This window comes from Nocardiopsis sp. NPDC055879 (genome assembly GCF_053615935.1).
This window is the reverse complement of sequence record NZ_JBSHCT010000013.1, coordinates 28406-48460: the sequence shown is the minus strand read 5'-3', so window position 1 is coordinate 48460 and position 20055 is coordinate 28406. Positions and strand designations below refer to the sequence as shown.

22 protein-coding genes and 1 pseudogene are annotated in these 20055 nt (G+C 69.5%); 19 read left to right on the top strand and 4 right to left on the bottom strand.

Annotated elements, in window-relative coordinates; all coding sequences use genetic code 11:
- Positions 1 to 128: 128 nt before the first annotated feature.
- The 9 genes from ACWGKS_RS16940 to ACWGKS_RS16900 all read left to right on the top strand — a co-directional run bounded on the left by ACWGKS_RS16940 (position 129) and on the right by ACWGKS_RS16900 (position 8872).
- Positions 129 to 311, top strand: a complete 183-nt coding sequence (locus ACWGKS_RS16940) for a hypothetical protein (protein WP_358513049.1) — start codon at positions 129 to 131, stop codon at positions 309 to 311.
- Between the two features lie 86 nt (positions 312 to 397).
- Complete coding sequence (locus ACWGKS_RS16935) at positions 398 to 1600, top strand: diaminopimelate decarboxylase family protein (RefSeq protein WP_358513051.1); 1203 nt, start codon at positions 398 to 400, stop codon at positions 1598 to 1600.
- Positions 1597 to 2844 (top strand): arginase family protein, encoded by a 1248-nt coding sequence (locus ACWGKS_RS16930; protein WP_452523125.1) that lies wholly within the window; start codon positions 1597 to 1599, stop codon positions 2842 to 2844. Before ACWGKS_RS16935 ends, ACWGKS_RS16930 begins: the two co-directional genes overlap by 4 nt.
- Positions 2845 to 2846: 2 nt before the next feature.
- Complete coding sequence (locus ACWGKS_RS16925) at positions 2847 to 3962, top strand: diaminopimelate decarboxylase family protein (protein WP_452523228.1); 1116 nt, start codon at positions 2847 to 2849, stop codon at positions 3960 to 3962.
- Positions 3959 to 5467 (top strand): hypothetical protein, encoded by a 1509-nt coding sequence (locus ACWGKS_RS16920; protein ID WP_358513053.1) that lies wholly within the window; start codon positions 3959 to 3961, stop codon positions 5465 to 5467. Before ACWGKS_RS16925 ends, ACWGKS_RS16920 begins: the two co-directional genes overlap by 4 nt.
- Positions 5468 to 5478: 11 nt before the next feature.
- Positions 5479 to 5946: a hypothetical protein gene (locus ACWGKS_RS16915; protein WP_358513054.1), complete on the top strand. Its 468-nt coding sequence runs from the start codon at positions 5479 to 5481 to the stop codon at positions 5944 to 5946.
- A 5-nt stretch (positions 5947 to 5951) separates the two neighbouring features.
- Entirely contained in the window at positions 5952 to 6497 is a 546-nt protein-coding gene (locus ACWGKS_RS16910) for a hypothetical protein (RefSeq protein ID WP_452523122.1), read from the top strand.
- A 6-nt stretch (positions 6498 to 6503) separates the two neighbouring features.
- Positions 6504 to 7847 carry an MFS transporter gene (locus ACWGKS_RS16905; protein ID WP_452455981.1) on the top strand — a complete coding sequence of 448 codons (1344 nt, stop codon included), beginning with the start codon at positions 6504 to 6506 and terminating at the stop codon, positions 7845 to 7847.
- Positions 7844 to 8872: a GNAT family N-acetyltransferase gene (locus ACWGKS_RS16900; RefSeq protein WP_452523120.1), complete on the top strand. Its 1029-nt coding sequence runs from the start codon at positions 7844 to 7846 to the stop codon at positions 8870 to 8872. The genes ACWGKS_RS16905 and ACWGKS_RS16900 overlap by 4 nt, the downstream gene beginning before the upstream one ends.
- Here the strand turns inward: ACWGKS_RS16900 and ACWGKS_RS16895 are convergent.
- The 3 genes and pseudogenes from ACWGKS_RS16895 to ACWGKS_RS16885 form a co-directional block, all read right to left on the bottom strand.
- Positions 8843 to 9781 carry an RNA-guided endonuclease InsQ/TnpB family protein gene (locus ACWGKS_RS16895; protein WP_452523118.1) on the bottom strand — a complete coding sequence of 313 codons (939 nt, stop codon included), beginning with the start codon at positions 9779 to 9781 and terminating at the stop codon, positions 8843 to 8845. The two genes, ACWGKS_RS16900 and ACWGKS_RS16895, sit on opposite strands and share 30 nt — an antisense overlap.
- A gap of 39 nt (positions 9782 to 9820) precedes the next feature.
- Positions 9821 to 10141, bottom strand: a complete 321-nt coding sequence (locus ACWGKS_RS16890; protein ID WP_452523116.1) for a helix-turn-helix domain-containing protein — start codon at positions 10139 to 10141, stop codon at positions 9821 to 9823.
- Positions 10142 to 10161: 20 nt separating this feature from the next.
- Positions 10162 to 10269: pseudogene (locus ACWGKS_RS16885) on the bottom strand (IS200/IS605 family transposase); the annotation flags it as partial.
- 311 nt (positions 10270 to 10580) lie between these two features.
- On the opposite strand from ACWGKS_RS16885, the gene ACWGKS_RS16880 reads away from it, so the two are divergent.
- The 3 genes from ACWGKS_RS16880 (at position 10581) to ACWGKS_RS16870 (ending at position 12822) form a co-directional block, all read left to right on the top strand.
- Positions 10581 to 11168 carry a DUF3090 domain-containing protein gene (locus ACWGKS_RS16880; protein WP_358513063.1) on the top strand — a complete coding sequence of 196 codons (588 nt, stop codon included), beginning with the start codon at positions 10581 to 10583 and terminating at the stop codon, positions 11166 to 11168.
- 3 nt (positions 11169 to 11171) lie between these two features.
- Positions 11172 to 11948 carry an SCO1664 family protein gene (locus tag ACWGKS_RS16875; RefSeq protein ID WP_358513065.1) on the top strand — a complete coding sequence of 259 codons (777 nt, stop codon included), beginning with the start codon at positions 11172 to 11174 and terminating at the stop codon, positions 11946 to 11948.
- 70 nt (positions 11949 to 12018) lie between these two features.
- Complete coding sequence (locus ACWGKS_RS16870; protein ID WP_358513067.1) at positions 12019 to 12822, top strand: HAD-IIA family hydrolase; 804 nt, start codon at positions 12019 to 12021, stop codon at positions 12820 to 12822.
- A gap of 80 nt (positions 12823 to 12902) precedes the next feature.
- Here ACWGKS_RS16870 and ACWGKS_RS16865 read toward each other — a convergent pair whose 3' ends face one another.
- Complete coding sequence (locus ACWGKS_RS16865) at positions 12903 to 13286, bottom strand: RNA polymerase-binding protein RbpA (protein WP_304075711.1); 384 nt, start codon at positions 13284 to 13286, stop codon at positions 12903 to 12905.
- A gap of 587 nt (positions 13287 to 13873) precedes the next feature.
- Between ACWGKS_RS16865 and ACWGKS_RS16860 the strand changes: the two genes are divergently transcribed.
- The 7 genes from ACWGKS_RS16860 to ACWGKS_RS16830 all read left to right on the top strand — a co-directional run bounded on the left by ACWGKS_RS16860 (position 13874) and on the right by ACWGKS_RS16830 (position 20012).
- Positions 13874 to 15271, top strand: coding sequence for an ATP-binding protein (locus tag ACWGKS_RS16860; RefSeq protein WP_452523113.1), 1398 nt, complete (start codon positions 13874 to 13876; stop codon positions 15269 to 15271).
- Entirely contained in the window at positions 15271 to 15669 is a 399-nt protein-coding gene (locus ACWGKS_RS16855) for a roadblock/LC7 domain-containing protein (protein ID WP_358513071.1), read from the top strand. The genes ACWGKS_RS16860 and ACWGKS_RS16855 overlap by 1 nt, the downstream gene beginning before the upstream one ends.
- The gene (locus ACWGKS_RS16850; RefSeq protein WP_358513073.1) at positions 15666 to 16025 is read left to right on the top strand and encodes a DUF742 domain-containing protein; all 360 of its coding nucleotides are present in this window, start codon (positions 15666 to 15668) and stop codon (positions 16023 to 16025) included. The genes ACWGKS_RS16855 and ACWGKS_RS16850 overlap by 4 nt, the downstream gene beginning before the upstream one ends.
- Positions 16006 to 16632 carry a GTP-binding protein gene (locus tag ACWGKS_RS16845; protein WP_358513075.1) on the top strand — a complete coding sequence of 209 codons (627 nt, stop codon included), beginning with the start codon at positions 16006 to 16008 and terminating at the stop codon, positions 16630 to 16632. Before ACWGKS_RS16850 ends, ACWGKS_RS16845 begins: the two co-directional genes overlap by 20 nt.
- Complete coding sequence (locus tag ACWGKS_RS16840; RefSeq protein WP_452523110.1) at positions 16629 to 17861, top strand: cytochrome P450; 1233 nt, start codon at positions 16629 to 16631, stop codon at positions 17859 to 17861. The genes ACWGKS_RS16845 and ACWGKS_RS16840 overlap by 4 nt, the downstream gene beginning before the upstream one ends.
- Entirely contained in the window at positions 17861 to 19108 is a 1248-nt protein-coding gene (locus ACWGKS_RS16835) for a cytochrome P450 family protein (protein ID WP_358513079.1), read from the top strand. The genes ACWGKS_RS16840 and ACWGKS_RS16835 overlap by 1 nt, the downstream gene beginning before the upstream one ends.
- Positions 19109 to 19253: 145 nt before the next feature.
- On the top strand, positions 19254 to 20012 hold the full coding sequence (locus tag ACWGKS_RS16830; protein WP_358513081.1) for a hypothetical protein: 759 nt from the start codon (positions 19254 to 19256) through the stop codon (positions 20010 to 20012).
- Positions 20013 to 20055 lie beyond the last annotated feature (43 nt).

Sequence of the window (20055 nt, the reverse complement as noted above, 5' to 3'; positions counted from 1 at the left end):
TGGTCACCGCGTTGTCCTGGGAAAAGTCGATTCTTACAGTGGGAAGTGCGTTCGACGCCGCCCACCGGTAAGGCGCCTAGAGGTGGTGTGAGTCCGCGAATCCGCCCTTCTGAGTGAAAGGACGAACTATGCCCACTCTGCAGACGAAGCTGGCCGACCTCGAAAAGGAGTTCGACGCCAACTTCTCCGGCGAGGCCTGGAGCGAGCAGGCCGTCATCGACGAGTCGATCCGTGAGATCGGCGGTGCGGACGTCCACGAGATCAACATGGACCTCGGCACCCTCGGCGGCAGCCGCCCCCGCGCCAACTAGTTCCGAGCCTCCCCGAGTCCCTGGGAACCTCGTCCGTCGGGCCGGTGCCACCGGCCCGACGGGTCCTCTCCGGTGAAGGATCGTCGATGCCACCAGCCCCCCTGTTCACCCCACCGAGCGAACGCCTCTTCGCGCTCGCCGCCGATCTCGACACCCCCGCGCTGATCTACGACGTGCCCGGAATCCGTGCGGGCGTGGCGGCGATGCGCCACGACGTCTCCCAGGTCCCCGACGCGAAACTCAACCTGGCCCTCAAGGCCTGCCATACCCCCGCCGTGCTCGGGGAGATGGCCGCGCTCGGGCTCGGCTGTGACGTCGCCTCCCCCGGAGAACTCGACCTGGCCATGAACGCCGGATTCGCCGAGATCTCCGCCACGGGTCCCGTCTTCGCCGGAGCCGACTTCGACACCCTGGCCGAGCACGGGATCACCCTGGACTGTGATTCCCTCGACCAACTCGACTCCTATGGACGGCACCGCCCCGGGAGCGAGGTGGGGATACGCGTGCGCGTGGACCTTCCCCGAACCCTGGAGGGCACGGCGACCTTCGCCGGAGACAGCCGTTTCGGCGTCCGCCCCGCCGACCCCGACCTCACGCGGGTGCTGGGGCGACATCGACTGCGGGTCACCCGGTTGCACGTCCACACCGGCCAGATGACCCCCGATTCCCTGCGTTACAAGACCCGATACCTCCTCACCGTGGCCGAACACCTGCCCGAGGTGCACACCATCGACCTCGGAGGCGGTTTCTTCCATCTCTACCGGGACCGGGCGAGGGCCATCGCCGCGTTCGCCGACGTCGCCTCGCTCGTCACCGGGTGGCGCGAACGTACCGGTCGCCCGATCTCCCTGCGCTTCGAACCCGGCGGCGCGCTGCTCACCCCCTACGGCTACCTCCTCACCCGGGTGCGGTCGGTGGAGGAACACCACCCGGTCCTGGACACCCGCGTCGTGACCCTGGACGCCTCCGCCTGGAACCTCGCCCCTTGGCACAACCGTCCCCAGGTCCTGTCCCTTGACGGGCATGGGTCCGGCGGGCCCGCCCTCGTGGCGGGCTGCACCCTCTACGAGAACGACTTCTTCGGCGCCACCCCCACCGCGGCCCGCACCACCCTGGAGGTTCCCCACTGTCGTGCGGGCGACCGCCTGGTCATCACCGCCACCGGCGCCTACACCATCACCAACGCCCGGTGGTTCAACCGCGTCCCCCCGCCGCGCGAACACCTCTTCGACGGCGAGCACATGATCGAGGCCGAAGCCGCGCTCACCACCGCGGGGGCCACCGCGTGAACGACTCCGGACCCGGGGCGACGGGAACCCCTCCGATCACCGACGACACCCTCCTGGCCACCGAACCCCTGCTGGCCCTGCGAGGCTCCGAGGACGGCCGCACCACCGTGTGGCACACCGGTGAGGGATGGGAGCTGGAGGTCGGTCCGGTCACCGCCGACCTCCTCGCCGCCTTCGCGGTCCCCCGCACCCTGGCCACCCTCGCCAAAGGCGACGCGACCGACCGGTCGCACCTGCGCACCTTGGTCACGGCTCTGGGCGAACGCGGCCTCATCCGCCGACACGACCCGGACGGAGTCCCCACCCCCGCCGGCCGTGGCGGCATGTTCGGCGCCCCGGTCCTCACCCTGGCCCAGGCACTGCGCGGCGATTCCTGTGACGTCGTCTTCCTCGGGATGCCCTACGACCTGGGCGCTTCTCACCGGCCCGGCAGCAGGTTCGGCCCCGCCCAGCTACGACGTACCGGAGGCGCCCTGTTCCGCTACCGGGACACCGCCGACGGCCCACCCGGTGCCGTGGACCCGGTGACCGGGAACCGCGTGCTGGCCGGGGTACGTCTGGCGGACATCGGTGACGTGACCGCCAACGTGCATCGTTCCGCCGGGCCCACCTGGTCGGTTCTGGAGAACGTGGTCGGCCGACTCAGCGGTCACGGCCGGCTACCGGTGACCCTGGGCGGCGACCACTCCGTCACGTTGCCCATCGTCCGCGGTCTGGCGGAGGTCCACGGCGCACTGGGCGTCCTGCACATCGACGCCCACGGCGACTACGCCCGTCCCCGCCGCGACGACGCCGAACTCCACTGCCATCACGGAAACGTCATGGACTGGGTGATGGGCGATCCTCGGGTGGTCCGACTCGCCCAGTTCGGCCTGCGCCAACTGGAGGACCCTCCCGCACGAGAGGACGACACCCTCCGCCGCTGGCCCGGGACCTCGGCGCTGAGCACCCCGCTCGGTGAGATCCTCGCCGAACTTCCCGAGTCCCTGCCCTACCACCTGACCATCGACGTCGACGCGCTGGACCCCTCGGTGCTCTCCGCCACCGGCACGCCCCTGCCCGGAGGTTTCACCCACGCGGAACTGGTCGGGTTGCTGACCGACCTGTGCTCGGCCCGGCGCATCGTCGGGATCGACGTGGTGGAGTTCCTGCCTCATGAGGGGGAGACGGACGGACTGATCATCGCCGACCTGCTGTTGCGAGCCCTGGACGCCGCCATCGGCCACCAGGAGGGGAGCACGTGACGATGGGCTCCTCCGCACCCGGCGAGGCGATCCTGCGGGCCGCTCGGACCGTCGCCACCCCCGCGCTCCTGTACGACCTGGACGCGGTCACGGCCACGGTCCGGGAACTACGAGAGGACACCGCCCCGATTCCGGAGAGCGTCCTGCTGTTCGCCCTCAAGGCGAACCGCTTCCCTCCGTTGCTGCGCCACCTGGCCGACCTCGGGGTGGGCGCGGACGTCGCCTCACCCGCCGAGTACCGCGCGGCCCGAGACGCCGGCATGGACCCGATCAGCGTCACCGGGCCGGGTCTGACCGGCGACCTGCTCGCCGGCATGGCCGAGCAGGAGGCCTTGGTCGACGTCGACGGGGTCGACCAGCTGCGCTCACTCCTTCGGGCCCGGCCCGCGCCAGGGGAGATCGGGCTGCGTCTGCGCGTGCCCATGGCCGAACAGGACCGGGTCTCCGCACGCCGTGCGAGCAGGTTCGGTGTCGATCCCGCCGACCCCGAACTCCACCGGCTCCTGGACGGGGCCGACACACACGTCGTACGACTGCATGTGCACAGCGGCGAGATCGGGACGCCCGACCGGGCCGACCTGCTGACATCGGCCCTGCTCACCTGCATGCGCGCCTTCCCACGAGTACGCGAACTCAACCTGGGCGGTGGCCTCACCACCTTGTACACGGACCGACAGCAGGCCCGACAGGCCTGGAAACGCGTCGCCGAACGCCTCGACGGCGTTCCCGTGCGCGTGTTCTTGGAACCGGGCATGTCGACGACCGCGCTGGCCAGCTACCTCGTGGTCTCCCTGCGCTCCGTCGATCGGTTCCCCGACGGCCGTGGATACGCCGTGGCCGACGCCTCCGGATGGAACCTGTTCACCTGGGGGAGCCCACGGGTGGTGGCGCGTCTGCCCGAACGGGACGGGCCGGGGCGCCCCCATCTGATCGGTGGCGTGACCTGCTACGAGAACGACGTGTTGACCGAGGAGGTCTCTTTGACCGACCCCGGCCCCGGAGACCGCCTGGTGTTCAACGCGTCCGGGGCCTACACCGCGAGCATGATGCGCGACCTGCACGGATGGGGTCCACCACATCAGGAGGCCGTGTACACCGAGGGAGGGCGGAACACATGACCGGAACCATGGACACGGCCGAGGGGCGCACGGGTACGGCCCCGGTGACCGCGCACGACGATGTCACCGCCCTGCTCGGACTGGCCGACACACTCTTTCCCCCGGGCGAGGACGGGGGGCCGACCGAGTCGATCCGGGAGTGGCGGGAGCGGGTCGCCTCCCTGGTCGGGCGGCAGGGGTCCGAAGTCGAGGCGGAGATGGACCGGGCGGAGGCGGACCTGCGCGTGATGTGGCTTCGCCACGCTCACGGCTTCACCGACCGGTCCTACAAGTCACCGCCCCTGGGAACCCCGATGGCGCTGCCCTTCGGGCGTCCCTCCACGCACAGCTACGAACGCAACATCGAATGTCACTCACTGGAGGAACGGCTCGCGGCCCAGGACCCCGAGCTCGATCACCACGAGGTGGCACACGTCGTTCATTCGAGCGGTATGGCTTCCATCGCCGGGGTCCTCCAGTGCTATCGGAGTCTGATCCGGCGGACCGCCGACCGCCCTTTGAACCTTCTGATGTGGGGCGCCTACTACGAGACCGGAGTCCTGTTCGACCTGGTCGCCGACGACGGCCTGCGCTGTCGACGCGCCCGGACCCAAGAGGAACTGAGGTCCTGCCTCCTCTCCGGGGAGGTGGACGTGCTGTTCATCGAACCCGTGCGCTACGAGTGGGAATTGGACACCCTCGACCTACCGGCACTTCTGAGCGCCTGGCGGGGGCGGCGGGGAAGCCGTCCCGGCCTGGTCGTGGTGGACTCCACCCTCGTCTCACCGGTGTGGCCGCGGGAACGGTTCGTGGCGGCCGTCGGAGACCCCGGCGTCCTGGTCGTCGAGGTGCGCTCCGGACTCAAACTCGACCAGCGAGGGCTCGAACTCGGCAACCTGGGCGTGGCCTCCCTGTACGCACGTCGATCCGATCCGGTACTTCCACCCGCCGCCGACCTGGCCACGTACCTGCGCAAGATGCGCACCGTCGTGGGATCGGGTCTGTCCCTGGAAGCCCTCTCGGTGCTCAGCGCACCGTTCGTCCTGGATCGCGCGGCGGCCCGCGACCACGCGGTCTCGGTCCTGCGCAACAACGCGCTGACCGCACGACTGCTCGCCGACTCCGCGGGACCGGGACGACTCTTCACCCGCGTCGCCCACCCCTCACTGGCCCAGGGGGACGCCTCCCCCTGGGCGCAGGCTCCGTTCATCGTGTGCCACCTGCGCGAGGACACGCTGGAGAACCACGGGCTGTTGCTCGGCGTGCTGCGTTCCCAGGCGCGTCGCCGGGGACTGCCCTTCTCGCACGGGTCGAGCTTCGGTTTCCGTGCCCACCGCTTCGAATGCATAGTCCCCTCCCTCAAGGAGGGGCGAGGCCTGTTCAAGGTGGCGATGGGTGCGCGGGCCGGATGGGGGCGGGCGGCGGTGGTGGAACTGCTGATGGAGGTGGCGGCCCACCCCGACATGGATTCCCTGCGCCGATCCGACCCCGACGCCGTCCCCGTGGATCTGACCGATCTGGAGTGAAGGAGAACCCGATGATCCTCACCGAAGGGCCGATGGAGGTACCCGTCGCCCACACTCTGCGACAGGAGGTGAGAGCGGTGCTGGAGGGTCTACCGGCCACGACGTCGGAAGACCTCACCGGGGCCCGGTCCCGGTACACCGACCTGGCCGTCGACGACCCCGGACTGCGGGATCGCCTCGTCGCCGTCGCGGCCCCGCTGTCCGGCGCACCCGACCCGGCGACGGTTCGGGTGCGCCGCCACGACGTCGGCGACTTCACGCTGCCCCATCGGGTGGGCGACGTCGTGGCCGGTCACTGGTCGCTGACCTTCCCCTTGGACGACTCCGAGGTCGATGGGGTCACCGCCTGGGTCGATGAGCGTTTCGAACGTGTCCTGGACCGGGCGGGCACGGGTCTGCTCCTGGCGCCGGGGTCGTGGGCGTGGGTGAGCCCCGTGCGCGGGGCACCCAGGTACAGCGTCGTGATGGGAGTGCGATGAGGCCGTTGACCGTGGTTTCGGACGTGGTGGCCGACTGTGCGGGGATCGTCTCCCTCGCGCGCCGCTACCGACACCTGTTCGCCGATCACCCCGACCCCGCGGCTCCGCCGCGACCGGTCGGAACCGACCCCTTCGACCCCTACCGGGACTCCGAGTACGAGGACGACGATCGTTATCACGTCCTGCAGTCCGCCTGGATGCCCGATGACCTCAGGGCGGCGATCTTCGCCGCCATCACCCCCGAGGGGACACCGAAGACGGACTACTACGTTCAGGTCAACAGGTACGACCGGGGAGACTACGTCCTGCCGCACCGGGACTCACTGCGCCAGGGCCTGTACATGCTCACCACTTCGGGGACCGATGGGCTCAACGCCCAGCACGACCCCGAAACCATGGTGTTCGTCCCCGACCGTGCCGGCACCTTCGTCGAGCACGACCCCCAGGCCTGGCACTGGGTCGACCCCGTGGCCTGCGAGGAGCGCTACACCCTCGTGACGATCCCGCCGCTGCCGCACCGTGGCGACGAACTCTCCGGCGAGGCGGTCTAGGGCGGTATGCGACGTTTCTCTCTGGTGTGGTCGACCCAACTCATGTCGGCGATCGGATCGGGTACGGCCTGGTTCGCCATCACCCTGTGGGTGTGGGCGGAGTCCGGTTCGGCGACCCTGTTCGCGATGCTCACCCTGCTCTCCCTGGCACCCGGCCTGGCCATGGCGCCGATCGCCGGCGCACTCGTGGACCGCATCGGGCCACGGGTGGCCGTCCTGGTGGGTGACGGCGCCCTCGCCATCACCACGTCCACCGTTCTGACGCTCTATCTCACGGGGAACCTGGAGATCTGGCACCTGTACGTCATCGCCGTGTTCGAAGGGGTGATGGAGTCCCTGCACCTGGTGGCCTACATGGCGTTGGTCCCACTGCTGGTGGTGGAGGAACGGCTGGTTCGCGCCAACGGGATGATCAGCCTGGCCTCGCCCGGCGCGGAGATCCTCGCCCCGGCCCTGGGGGGCGTCCTGCTGGCGCTGACCGACCTGTCGGTGGTCCTGTTACTGGACCTGGTGACCTTCGTCTTCGCCGCGCTGGTCCTGTTGGTGGTCCGCACCCCTCGACCGGCCGTGGCCGAGGGGGAGCGGCGGCGTTCGTGGGCGGTGTTCCGCGCGGACCTGCTGTTCGGGTTCGCCTACATCTTCCGCAGCCGGCCCCTGGTGCTCCTTCTCCTGCTGTTCTTCGTGCTCAACTTCTCCGGGGCGATCTCCTACGCCCTGACCACCCCGTTGATCATGATGCGCAGCGGGGACGACCAGGCTCTCCTGGGAGTGGTCCTGGCTGCCGGAGGCGCGGGCGGTGTGCTGGGGGCCCTGGTCGTCAGCGCGGTGGGCGACCGGTTCCGACGGATGACCCTCGTGCTGGGCGGCATGGCGGTCGGTTCGGTCGCCGGGCCCCTGCTGCTGGGACTGTCGTGGACCCCGTGGCTGTGGATCGCCTCCTCCCTGGTCGCCGGCGCGGTGCTTCCCGCGGTCAACTCCGCCTACCAGGCCATCTGGCAGTCCCACGTGCCGGAGCGGCAACAGGGCCGCGTCTTCGGGGCCCGTCGTCTCCTCGCCCAATCGTCCCTGCCCTTGGGCCTGCTCATCGTCGGCCCGGTCGTGGACTACGTACTGACACCGCTGTTCACCGACACCGGCCCGGGCATCGGGGTGACGCTCTTGGGCGGTGACAAGACCGGTGCCACCGCGCTCTTCCTGGTCTTCGCGGGCCTGCTGGGGCTGGTCGCGGTGCTATTGGCCATGACCTCGGCGAGGTTGCGCGAATTCGGTGAACCCGTCGCGACGGGAGCCGTGAAGGCCTCCGAACCACCTGAACCGACCGATCACGAAGGAATGAGCACACCGCGATGATCAACCCGATCGACACCACGGACGAGTCCGCCCTGCGCGCCTGGCACACCGCCCTGGTCGAGGGGGCGACGGCCGGCCGCGTGGAGGCCGCGGTCATGGGTCTCTCCGACCTCAAGGGGATGGTCGCCCCGCGCGAGGACCGTCACCACCGGCTCTACGCCGCCGTTGAGGACGACCGCGCCGTGGGCACCCTGCTCATCGACCTCCCGGACCTGGAGAACCGACACCTGGCGGAGGTGGACGTCTCGGTGGTCCCGGAATACCGGGGCAGGGGCCTGGGCGGGCGACTGCTCGAACTGGCCACGAAGGTCATGGAGGAGGAGGGGCGCGGCACCGCGACCGGTGAGGTCTACGTCCCCGGCGGGTACGCCCCGGACGCTTGGCCGGGCGCCGCTTTCGCCCGCTCCCATGGCTTCGACGTCGTGCACGAGGAGGACTACCAGGTGCTGGACCTTCCGGTCCCGGAGCGACGGCTGGCTGCCCTGCCCGAGATGACCGGTGAGCACCGAACGCTCACCTGGACGGGCCCGTGCCCGGAGGAACTGTTGGCCGACTACGTGCGGATGCGCACCGCGATGGAGCGTGAGGTGCCCACGGGCGGGCTCGACACCGAACCGCAGGTGTGGGACGCCGACCGGATCCGGAAGGAGGACCTGCGCCGCGTCGACCAGGGGTACACCACCATCGTCTCCGTCGCGCGGACCGGTTCGGGGGAGTGGTCCGGGTACAGCCTGATGATGGTCCCGGCGGAAGGCGAGGGCGAGGTCTACCAGGACGACACGTTGGTGATGCGAGCCCACCGGGGGAACAGGTTGGGGGTGGCGCTCAAACGGCGCAACCTCGAAGCGCTGTCCAGGGACGTTCCCGAGGCGAAGTGGGTCCGCACCTGGGTGGATCCCGACAACACCCCGATGCTCGCGGTCAACGACCTCTTCGGGTTCCGCACGGTGGAACGGATGTTGGAGGTCCAGCGGGTCTTGACTTCCTCCCCACGCCTAAAGGCGGGGGATTCCCACCAGCGATAACGCCGGTCGGTGCGCCTGCCCTCGCGGGGGCGCTGGTTCCTGCTTCACGGACCGGGTAACCCCGAAATCTCCCGCCCCTACTGCGCAGGCTTCGCCATGATCGCGCAGCGGGGGCCCGACTGACACCGCATGCCCTGCGGCGTAAAGGATGTTCTTGGCCGCGTTCACATCGGCGTGATCGGTGTGTGCGCAGGAGATGCACGCGAACTCGGCTTGGCTCTTGCGCGAGTGGGCGTCCACCACCTTGCACCGATGACACGTCTGCGAGGTGTAAGCGGGGTCGACCAGCACGACCCTCGTGCCGGTCTTGCGTGCGGCGTTGCGCAGCGCGAGTTCGAGCCGGTGCCACCCCTTGTCCAGGATGGCCCGGTTCAGTCCGGACTTTTGACGCACCTTTTTTCCAGGCGCTTCCAGCGTTCCTTTGGCGGAGGCGGTCATGTCGGTGGTGCGCAACCCCTCCAACACCACCACGTTGTGCCGGATGGTCAGTGTGCGGGTGAGCCGGCCGCAGAAGTCGGTGCGCCGTTCCACCGCACGGGTGGTGATGCGCCCCATGGCCTTCACCATCTTGGCCCGGTTGGCCGACCCCTTCTTCTGTCGGGCGAGTTTGCGCTGAAGGCGCAGGTACCGGGACTTCTCGCCGGGGGTGGCGAAGGGGCGGTCATGGAACGCGCCGGTGGACAACGTGGCCGCCACAGCCACACCCCGGTCCACCCCCACCGGGGTGCCCGGATGGTGCTCGGGGGTGAACAGCCCGTCTTCGACGAGGAACGATATGAACCAGTGCCCGCCCTTGCGAGATACGGTCGCCGAGCGGATCGTGCCGCCGAGGGGGCGGGAGGAGCGCAGCCGCACCCAGCCCAGTTTGGGCAACTTGGCCCGCGACCACTTGCGGTTCAGCTTCTCCACCACGATGAGGTTCCCGGCGGGGAAGCGGAACGAAGGCCGTCACCGGTACTTGGCCCGCCACTGCACGTTGAAGGTGCCCTTCTGGTGGCATGCCCGGTCCAGGTCCTGCAACGTCTGCTGGAGCACATGCGAGGGGGCGGCCTTGAGCCAGGTCTCTTCGGCCTTGGCCTCGGCCAACTGCCCGGCCTGAAGGTGGTACCCACAGAACGGCCCTTGTCGGCCCCGGGTGTAGCGGTCGACGTACTGGCGGCGCTGGTCCAGGGCGGTGTTCCACACCGCCCGGCAGATGTCACCGAACTCGGTGCACATCGCCTCCTGCGCATCGGTCAGAGCAAGCCGGTAACGACGCCCCGACAACATCGTGGAACACCCCCTCCCTCTCAGCGGCTCTTCTGGTTGTGCACGTACTGCTTGATCGCTTCCAGCGGGGCGCCTTCGATGGTGGCCACGAAGTAGCGGTTCGTGCACAGCATCGGCAGGCGGGACTTGCAGGTGCCCGAAATTCCTCGCGCACGATCTTCCTCAGCCGTTCCTCGATTCAGCCCTCAGGACGCGGTATCGGTGCGTGGGGTGCCAGAGCACGTGGAGGGCTCGTTGGAAGGTGATGCCGCAGATCGAGCGCGGAGTGACGGGCGCGTAACTCATCGTATGGAGAAGGGCTGTTCAATGTTCCCGTTCGCGGAAGAGCGGCTATCCCCAGGGCTGAAGCCCGGGGTCTGCGCCGCCCGGAAAACTCAGATCACCTGATCGGGGTCGGGCGAATCGTCCCGTGTCACCGATATCCCGTAAGGTTGTCACCATGCCCGTCTTTCAGTTCAACCCACCGGAACGGTTCATCGCGGGGACCGTGGGACAGCCTGGGGAGCGCACCTTCTTCCTCCAAGCGGTGGGTGAGGGTCGTATAACCAGCGTCGTGTTGGAGAAGGCTCAGGTGGAGGCCCTGGCGGCCCGCATCGAGGAACTGTTGGAGGAGGTGCACCGCCGTTTCGGTGCCCCGCCCGGTGACGAGACCGCCCCCGAGGACGAAGGCCCCCTGGAACAGCCCATCGAACAGGACTTCCGCGTCGGCACCCTGGCCCTGGCCTGGGACGCCGAGGCGGCCCGCGTGATCATCGAGGCCCAGGAGCTCGACGAGTCCGGACCCGAGGAACTGGTCGAGGACGATGACGATGAGGAGGAGCTGGAGGTCTTCGCCGAGGAGGCCCCGGCCCACCGTGACGTCCTGCGCGTCTACCTCACCCCCGGTGAGGCGCGCTCGTTCGCGGGCCGCGCCCTGAAGGTGGTCTCCGCCGGGCGCCCCGACTGCCCCCTGTGCGGTCGTCCGTTGGACCCGGCCGGTCACATCTGCGCTCGCCAGAACGGCTATCGCCCGGACCGGCTCGTCTGAGCCGTGCACGCCGACGACACCACCGAGGGCGGACCCTCGCCCGCCGACTTCGACGGGATCGACCCCGCCGAAGGCGTCGACCTCCTCCGTAAGGGCGACCTGACCGTGCGGGGCCGCCTGACCACGGCCTCCAACGCCACCCTGTACTGCACGATCTCCGACGGTGACCGCTCGGCGGCCTGCGTGTACAAGCCGGTGGCGGGGGAGCGGCCCCTGTGGGACTTCCCCGACGGCACCCTGGCCGGTCGAGAGGTGTCCGCCTACGCGGTCTCCGAGGCGCTGGGCTGGTCCGTGGTGCCGCCGACCGTGCACCGCGACGGCCCCTACGGTGAGGGCATGGTCCAGTTGTGGGTGCACGGTGACACCACCGTCGACCTGGTCGAACTGTCCAGACGCACCGAACATCGGGGCCTGCGCCGGATGGCCGTGCTGGACACGGTGATCAACAACTCCGACCGCAAGATCGGCCACCTGCTGCCCGGTCCGGGCGGACACCTGTACGGCTGCGACCACGGGGTGTCCTTCGCCGAGGACTACAAACTGCGCACCGTCCTGTGGCAGTGGCAGGGACAGCCCCTCACCGAGGAGGCCCTGGGGGCCCTGACCCGGCTGAGTACCCGGTTGCGCGACGCCGAGGACCCGCTCTCGAAGGAACTGGACCGACACCTGACCGGCCCGGAGGTCTACGCGGTCCGCGCCCGGGTGGATCTGCTCGTCCACCACCGCATCCACCCCTACCCCGCTCCCGACTGGCCTTCCGTCCCCTGGCCACCCGTGTGAGCAGCATCAAGTCGTTCAAAGCTCGTTACCGGGGAGTAGGAATGGTGTTCCACCGACGGACACCGGCACAATGGTGCCTGTGAGCAACGAGTGGAACTACCTTTTCGACATGGACGGCGTGCTGGTACGCGAGGAGCACCTGATCCCCGGGGCCGACACGCTCATAGCCGAGCTGCGGGAGCAGGGGACCCCGTTCATGGTGTTGACGAACAACTCCATCTACACCCCGCGCGACCTGCGGGCCCGACTGCTCAACTCGGGGCTGGACATCCCGGAGGAGTCGATCTGGACCTCGGCGCTCGCCACCGCCCAGTTCCTGCAGACGCAGCGGCCCGGTGGTTCGGCCTACGTCGTGGGTGAGTCCGGTCTGACCACCGCGCTGCACAACGTCGGCTACGTGATGACCGAACGCGACCCCGACTACGTGGTGCTGGGGGAGACCCGCACCTACAGCTTCGAGGCCATCACACGGGCGATCCGTCTGGTGCGCAACGGCGCCCGGTTCATCGCCACCAACCCCGACGAGACCGGACCCAGCGCCGAGGGACCGCTGCCCGCCACCGGCGCGGTCGCGGCGCTCATCGAGAAGGCCACCGGACGCCGGCCCTACTTCGTGGGCAAGCCCAACCCGCTGATGATGCGTTCGGCGTTGCGTCGGATCGGTGCGCACTCGGAGAACACCCTCATGGTCGGGGACCGGATGGACACCGACGTGCTCAGTGGTCTCGAAGCCGGTCTGCAGACGGTGCTGGTGCTGTCGGGCATCTCCGGTCGGGACACCGCCGACGAGTTCCCGTACCGGCCCACCCGGGTGATCGGGTCGGTCAAGGACCTGGTGGGCAGGACCGGCGACCCCTTCGGTGACCAGGGATAGACGAGCAGTAGACGAGCAGGGGTGGAGACGAACACGACGGGGGCGGTGGACCATCGGTCCACCGCCCCCGTGGCGTCGTGTCAGGCGCTCTGTCGCTGCTTGGCGATCTCCTCCACCTTGGCCGCTTCTTCGCGGCGGCGGGCGCGGAGCAGTTCCAGGCGTTCGGCGAGAACCTCTTCGAGGTCCTCCATGCTGCGGCGTTCGAGCAGCATGTCCCAGTGCGTACGCACCGGCTTGGTGTTCTTGGGCTCCTCGCCATTGCCGTCTCGGCGTAGGGCGCGGTCGCCGCAGAAGCGGCATTCCCATTCGCCGGGGATCTCCGCCTCGGTCGCGAAGGTGACCGAGAAGCGGTGGCCCCGGGTGCAGTCGTAGGTGACTTCCTGCCGGGGAGCCAGGTCGGTGTTGCGGTCGTTCTCGTAGCTCGTCGCCCCGAGCCGGGTGCCGCGAAGTGCTCGCTCGGCCATCGTGTGGGTGCCTCCAGGCGCTCGTGCGGTCTCGCGGGGTGTAACGCGTTGGTCCACGTCAAGATTCCCCGACTGTCACGGGTCGAACCTCTTCGGTGGGTGCGGGAAGCCCGCGTGTGCCGGGGGACCGGCTTGGCCGACCCTCCCGCTGGTTGTGATCTGCACCACTCTAGGGGTGATTGTCGGCGGCTCCGCGCAGCGACGCGGGTGCCGGGCCCCGCCCGAAGTCGGATCATCCGCGCGTTCGTTATCGACGAACGGCACTTTCGGCGAGGAGGCGCAGTTCAAGTCGGGTGTGAGCGGGTTTCGCACAATGGTCGTAGTGCGCCCGCCCCGGGCATTGGCGGGGCCGGTGTTGCGCAGGCTTCCTCTGTGGTCAAGAGGGTCGCGGATCCGGTTTTGGGTAATTCATTGTGCATTCCCGTGGCATAGGCGTCGGTCCGGCTGAGTGGTAGGTTTGCTCGCTGTGTGTCTGAAAGGCCGGATTGCTGTTGTTTCTCCAGCCTTTTTCGCGCATCTTCGCACGTGGATCGCGGGCTACTTCGGACGTGTCCCGCGACATGCACAAAGAGTGACGACGGAGCCGTATGACCGCTGATATCCCCCACGACGGCGTATCAACGTCGCGTTCCACCGCACCGCGGTGGCTCCTGCTCCTGGCCCCCTCGCTTCCGGTATGGGGTTGGGCCCTGTGGGCCGCCCACCCCGAGGCCCGGACGTCCGTCCTCACCGCCGGCGCGCTCACCCTCGTGCTCGGGGTCGCCCTCGCGCTGCTCCTGGCCGCACGGGACCGCCGCGTCGAGACACTGCGCGCCGAGGTGGAACGGGTACGGGCCGAGACCGCCGCACTCGGCTCGCGGACCCTGCCGCGCGTGGTCGAATACCTACGCCAGGGCGACTCCGCCGAGACCGCCCTGCACCGCGTCACCCTCCCGGAGGACCCGGGCACCTCCGAGGCGCTGCGACTGGCCGCCACCGAGATCTCCGCCGCCGAACGCCGCCGCTCCGCCGCGATGGCCGCCTGCGCCACGGCGGCCGGCCGGGTCCAGGCGCTGACCACCACCATGCTCGCCGACCTGCGCGCGATGCAGGAACGGCACGGTGACGTCGGAGGCGGGGACCAGATCCTCGGTGACCTCATGCACCTGGACCACACCACCGCGCAGGCCGGTCGCATGGCCGACGGCATCGCCGTCCTGACCGGCGCCCGTTCCGGCCGCCGCTGGAGCCGCTCCATCCCGATGGAGAGCATCCTGCGCGGCGCCATGGGTCGCATCGGCGCCTACCGGCGGGTGCGCACCCACAGCGTCTCCAGACTGGCCGTGGCCGGGTTCGCCGCCGAAGGGGTCATCCACGCCCTGGCCGAACTGCTCGACAACGCCGCCAAGTTCTCCCCGCCCACCGCCGAGGTCCACGTCCACGTGGAGGAGGTCCAGGCGGGGGTGGCCATCATGGTCGAGGACGGTGGTCTGGTCATGGGCGACGAGGCCCTGCGCCGTGCCCGGCGGATGGTCGAGAGCGCCTCGGACATCACCACGATCTCCGGAACCCGCCTGGGGTTGGCGGTCGTCGGCAGGATCGCCCAACGCTATGGGTTGTCGGTCGCCTACCGTTCCTCCTCCCGCGGCGGCACCGGGGTGGTCCTGCTGTTGCCGCAGCGCCTCATCAAACCGCTGCCGGCGACGACGGACCCGGCGCCGAACACCCGGGTCCGGGTGACCACCGAAACGCCCCCGTCCGACGTGCCCGCCACATCGACGGGTTCCGACGAACCGACCCCCACCGACGAGCCCGAGCCCCGGCTCTCGAACGGATTGCCCCAGCGTCGACGCGGCCGGACCCTCGCCGCCGTCGAACGCACCCGGACCGCCGCCCCCGCCGACAGCGACACCCCCGCGGACACCGGCCCCTCCACCTCGCCGAAGGGGTTCGGCGCGTTCCGCTCCGCCGTACGCGGCCCGGCCGACTCATCCAAGGACACCTGATGGATCTCGACAAGCTCACCTGGCTGCTCGAAGGCCTCCTCGAACGCACCCCCGGCACCCGCCACTCCCTCGTGCTCTCGCGCGACGGACTCAAGCTGTGCCACAGCTCCGGTCTGAGCACGGACAGCGCCGACCACCTCGCCGCGATCGCCGCCGGGCTCCAGAGCCTCGCCCACGGCGCCTCCAAGGAGTTCGGCAACGGTGGGGGCGGAGTGCGCCAGGCCATGGCCGAGTTCTACGGCGGTCTGCTGTTCATCGTTGAGGCGGGACAGGGCGCCCACCTGGCCGTCATCACCTCGGAGGAGGCCGACCCCGGGCTGGTCGGCCACAACATGAGCGAATTGGTCGAGCAGTTGGGCGAATACCTGTCCAGCCCCGCCCGGGCCGGGACCGCGTGAGCCCCTCGCCGCGTCAGGAAGGCCCGGACCGGCTCTACGTCATCACCTCCGGGCGCAGCGGCGGCGTCGACGACACCTTGGACGCGGTGACCCTCATCGTGGCCGAGAGCGAACCCGCCCCCGGGATGCAGTCCGAGCACGCACACATCCTGCGCCTGTGCACGAGCCCCCTGTCGGTGGTCGAGGTCGCCGCGTACCTGGGTCTGCCCCTGACGGTCGTGCGCATCCTGCTCACCGACCTCATCGACACCGGTCGGGTGACCGCGCGCCATCCGACCCCCGCGCCCTCACCGGCGCACCCGCTCACCTCCCCGGACGTGTTGGAGAAGGTGCTCGTTGCACTCCACGACCTCTGAACCCGCACCCGCCGACGGAACCCTCGGCGTCCCGGGCACCCGACTTCCCGCCGGTGCCGCCCAGGCCCTGAAACTCGCCGTGGTCGGCGGCTTCGGGGTCGGCAAGACCACCATGGTGCGTTCGGTCAGCGAGATCAGGCCCCTGACCACCGAAGAGACCATGACCAGCGCGGGCGCCTCGGTGGACGACCTCAACGGGGTCGAGGCCAAGGGCACCACCACGGTCGCCTTCGACTTCGGGCGCATCACCATGGACGCCACCTCGGTCCTGTACCTGTTCGGCGCCCCCGGCCAGCAACGATTCTGGTTCCTGTGGGACCGCCTGTTCTCCGGGGCCCTGGGCGCGGTGGTCCTGGTGGACACACGCCGCCTGGAGGACTGCTTCTACGCCATCGACCGTCTGGAGGCCCAGGGCACCCCGTTCGTGGTGGCGCACAACGACTTCGGCGAGGCCGACCACCCCCTGGAGGACGTGCGCGCCGCCCTGGACCTGGACCCGGCCGTGCCCCTGCTGCGCTGCGACGCCCGCGATCGCGACTCGGCCAAGCGGGTCCTCATCGCCCTGGTCGAACACGTCCGCACCCTGGTGAAGGAGGGCCGACGATGAGCGGCTGCCCGATCGTCGAAGGCCGTGTCCCCTTGCACGGCCCCGAGTTCGAGACCGACCCGGCAGGCCTGTACCGGGCCATGCGCGCCGAATACGGCCCGGTGGTCCCGGTGACCATGGAGGGCGACGTCCCCGCGTGGCTGGTCGTGGGCTACCGGGAACTCCACCAGGTCCTCACCGAGACCGACGTGTTCCAACGCAGTTCCGAACGGTGGAACTCCTGGGACCTGATCCCGCCCGACTGGCCGCTGAACCCCCTGGTCATGCGCAGCCCCACCATCCTGTACGCCGAGGGCGCCGAACACAGGCGTCGGTCAGAGGCGGTCAACGACGCCCTGGCGGCGGTGGACGCGCACGAGTTGCGCACCAACGTCACCCGCATGGCCGACCGGCTCATCGACAGATTCTGCGCCTCCGACGGCGTGGACCTGCGCACCGCCTACACGGCCCGGCTGCCCGCCCAGGCCCTGGGGTGGATCTACGGTCTCGACGACGCCGGTGGCGACCACCTCGCCGAGATCATGACCACGATGATCGACGGCGGTCCGGACACGATGAAGGCACGAGAGTCCCTGATCGGTCTCATGGCCGACATCGTGACCCGGCGACGCGCCGAGCCCGGGCCCGACCTGGTCTCCCGGATGCTCGCCCACCCCGCCGCGTACACGGTCGAGGAGATCATCCTCGACCTCATCGTCGTCCTGGGCGGCGGCAACCAGCCCACCACCGAGTGGTTGGGCAACGCCCTGCGCCTGATGCTCACCGACGACCGGTTCGCGGCCTCGATCGTCGGGGCGCGCAGCAGCGCCCGCGAAGCCCTCAACGAGGTCCTGTGGGAGGACACCCCCACGCAGATCTACGCCGCCCGCTACGCAGTACACGACGTGCAACTCGGTGGAACGTCGATCCGCGGCGGCGACATGCTCCTCCTGGGACTGGCCGCGGCCAACCACGACCCCGACGTGCGCTCGGCGCCCACCGCGGCCGGCGATCGCGGCAACCACGCCCACCTGTCGTTCTCACACGGCGCGCACCGCTGCCCCTATCCTGCCCAGGAGATCGCCGAGGTCATCGCGATCACCGGCATCGAGGTCCTCATGGACCGACTCCCCGACCTGGAACTCGCCGTCCCCGCTCAAGAGCTCCGGTGGCGCCCGTCCCCTTGGGTACGCGGCGTCTTGTCCCTTCCGGTCACCTTCACCCCCGCGCCCCCACGAGGAGCACTCTGATGTCCTGCCCCGTACAGCATGGATCCTCTGGAACAGTCACCCTCGACCCCTACGTCAAGAACCTGCGCGCCGAACGCGAGGCCCTGTACGCCGCGGGTCCCATCACCCGTGTGGACCTGCCCGGCGGCGTGTCCGCCTGGGCCGTGACCCACCACGAGGCCGGTCGCGCCGCCCTCAACGACTCGCGCCTGGTCAAGGACATCGCGCACTGGGAGGACTTCCAGCAGGGCCGCATCCCCGAGGCCTGGCCGCTGCTCAGCACCATCCCGCCCGCGCCCACCAACCTCCTCGGCACCGACGGCGCCGAGCACAAGCGGCTGCGTCTGCTCACCGCCAAGGCGTTCTCCGCGCGCAGCATCGAGCGTCTGCGCCCGCGCGTGGAGGAGATCACCACCGAGCTACTGGACGCCATGGAGGCCAAGGCCGACGGAGGACGCCTGGACCTCAAGGGCGAGTTCGCCTTCAAGCTGCCGATGAACGTGATCGGTGAGCTCTACGGCGTGGACGCCGCCGAGCACGACTGGCTCCGCGACATGTACGTGCAGTTCTTCAGCGCGGTCACCACGCCGGAGGAGTTCATGCACACGTACAAGACCCTGGAGCGCTACTACGACGACATGATCGCCCACAAGCGCGCCAACCCGGCGGAGGACCTCACCACCGAGCTGCTCAACGCGGGCGAGAACGGCGACTCCCTCACCGACCTGGAGGTGCGCGGCACCCTGCAGGTCGTGGTCGCCGCCGGTCACGAGACCACCGTCAACCTGCTGTGCAACGCCGTCCGCGCCCTGCTGGCCCACCCCGAGCAGTTCGACCTGGTCAAGAAGGGCCAGGTCGGCTGGGACGCGGTGGTGGAGGAGACCCTGCGCTTCGACCCGCCCACCTCCAACTTCGTCTTTCGCTTCGCCACCGAGGACATCGAGATCGGCGGGACCACCATCAAGAAGGGCGAGGCGCTGATGACCTCCTACGGGGCCATCAGCCGCGACCGCGCCGAGCACGGCGAGGAGCCGCACCCCGACACCTTCGACCTGACCCGGAACAAGGGCCGTCACATCTCCTTCGGCTACGGCCCGCACGTGTGCCCGGGATCGCACCTGGCGCGAATGGAGGGCCAGATCGCCCTCCCGCTGCTGTTCGAGCGCTTCCCGGACCTGAAGCTCGCCGTCGACGACTCCGAGCTGGAGAACCACCCCTCCATTCTGGTGAACAGCCTCAAGGAACTTCCCGTCCTGCTGCGTCCCTGAGCGATCGAAAGGGCGTGGATCGTCCCCTCGACGGTCCACGCCACGGGCGTTTCAGGACGCAGTCACAAAACATTCAAGAAGTATAGAAAACAGACAGGAAGCTGCATTTCACCCTAGGATCGATGGTCCGAGGGGGTGCGAGGAGATGTCACGAAGGACGACGGCGGTGGTGGCCACGGCCCTGCTGTTCCTCACCGGCTGCGGTCTCGCGCAGGGAACGGCCCCGGCCCCCCGAGTCGAGGCCGGCCGGGGCGTCGACGCCGAAGAGGCCGCCGAGTACATGACGGCGCTGGTCCGATTCAGCGACCCCGAGGGCATGCGCGAGGGACTCACCCTCGCCGAGGAGGACTCCACCGCCCACACCTACCTGCGCCACTACGCGCAGGTGACGGCCGCCAAGGCCGAGGCGGGCGAACTCCTGGACAACGCGTCCCTGGAACCCGTCCCCGACGGTTTCCGGATGTGCCTCCCCGGGGCCGACGACTGCGCGGACTTCACCGACTTCACCGTCGGGGAGGACGACCTCCTGACCGGATTCCGGATCGACGGTCAGGACCCGGGAGAGCGCATGGTCAGCGGTCACGGGGTCGCGGCGAGCTCCGCCGGGGTCGACGTCGTCCTGCTCACCGCCTACCAGACCATCACCGACGACACCCTGGTGGTCTCCGCCGAGTTCACCACCGTCGACGACGTCGACCTGGACCTGCCCGGCGCCACCTACACGGCACCCGACGGCACTCGAAGCCGGGTGGCGGAGACCGTGGGCGAGTACTCCCTGAGGGCCGGTACCGCCACCCAGGCGGTCCTGTACTTCCCGGCCGCCCCCGTCGGTGGCAAACTCACCATCGGCGGCTGTCTCGCCGAGTGCTCGTCCCAGGTCCACCTGGACTTCCCCGTCGACTGAGGAGCCAGGGCCATCGCGGCCGTTACCCCGCCCCGATCCTGGA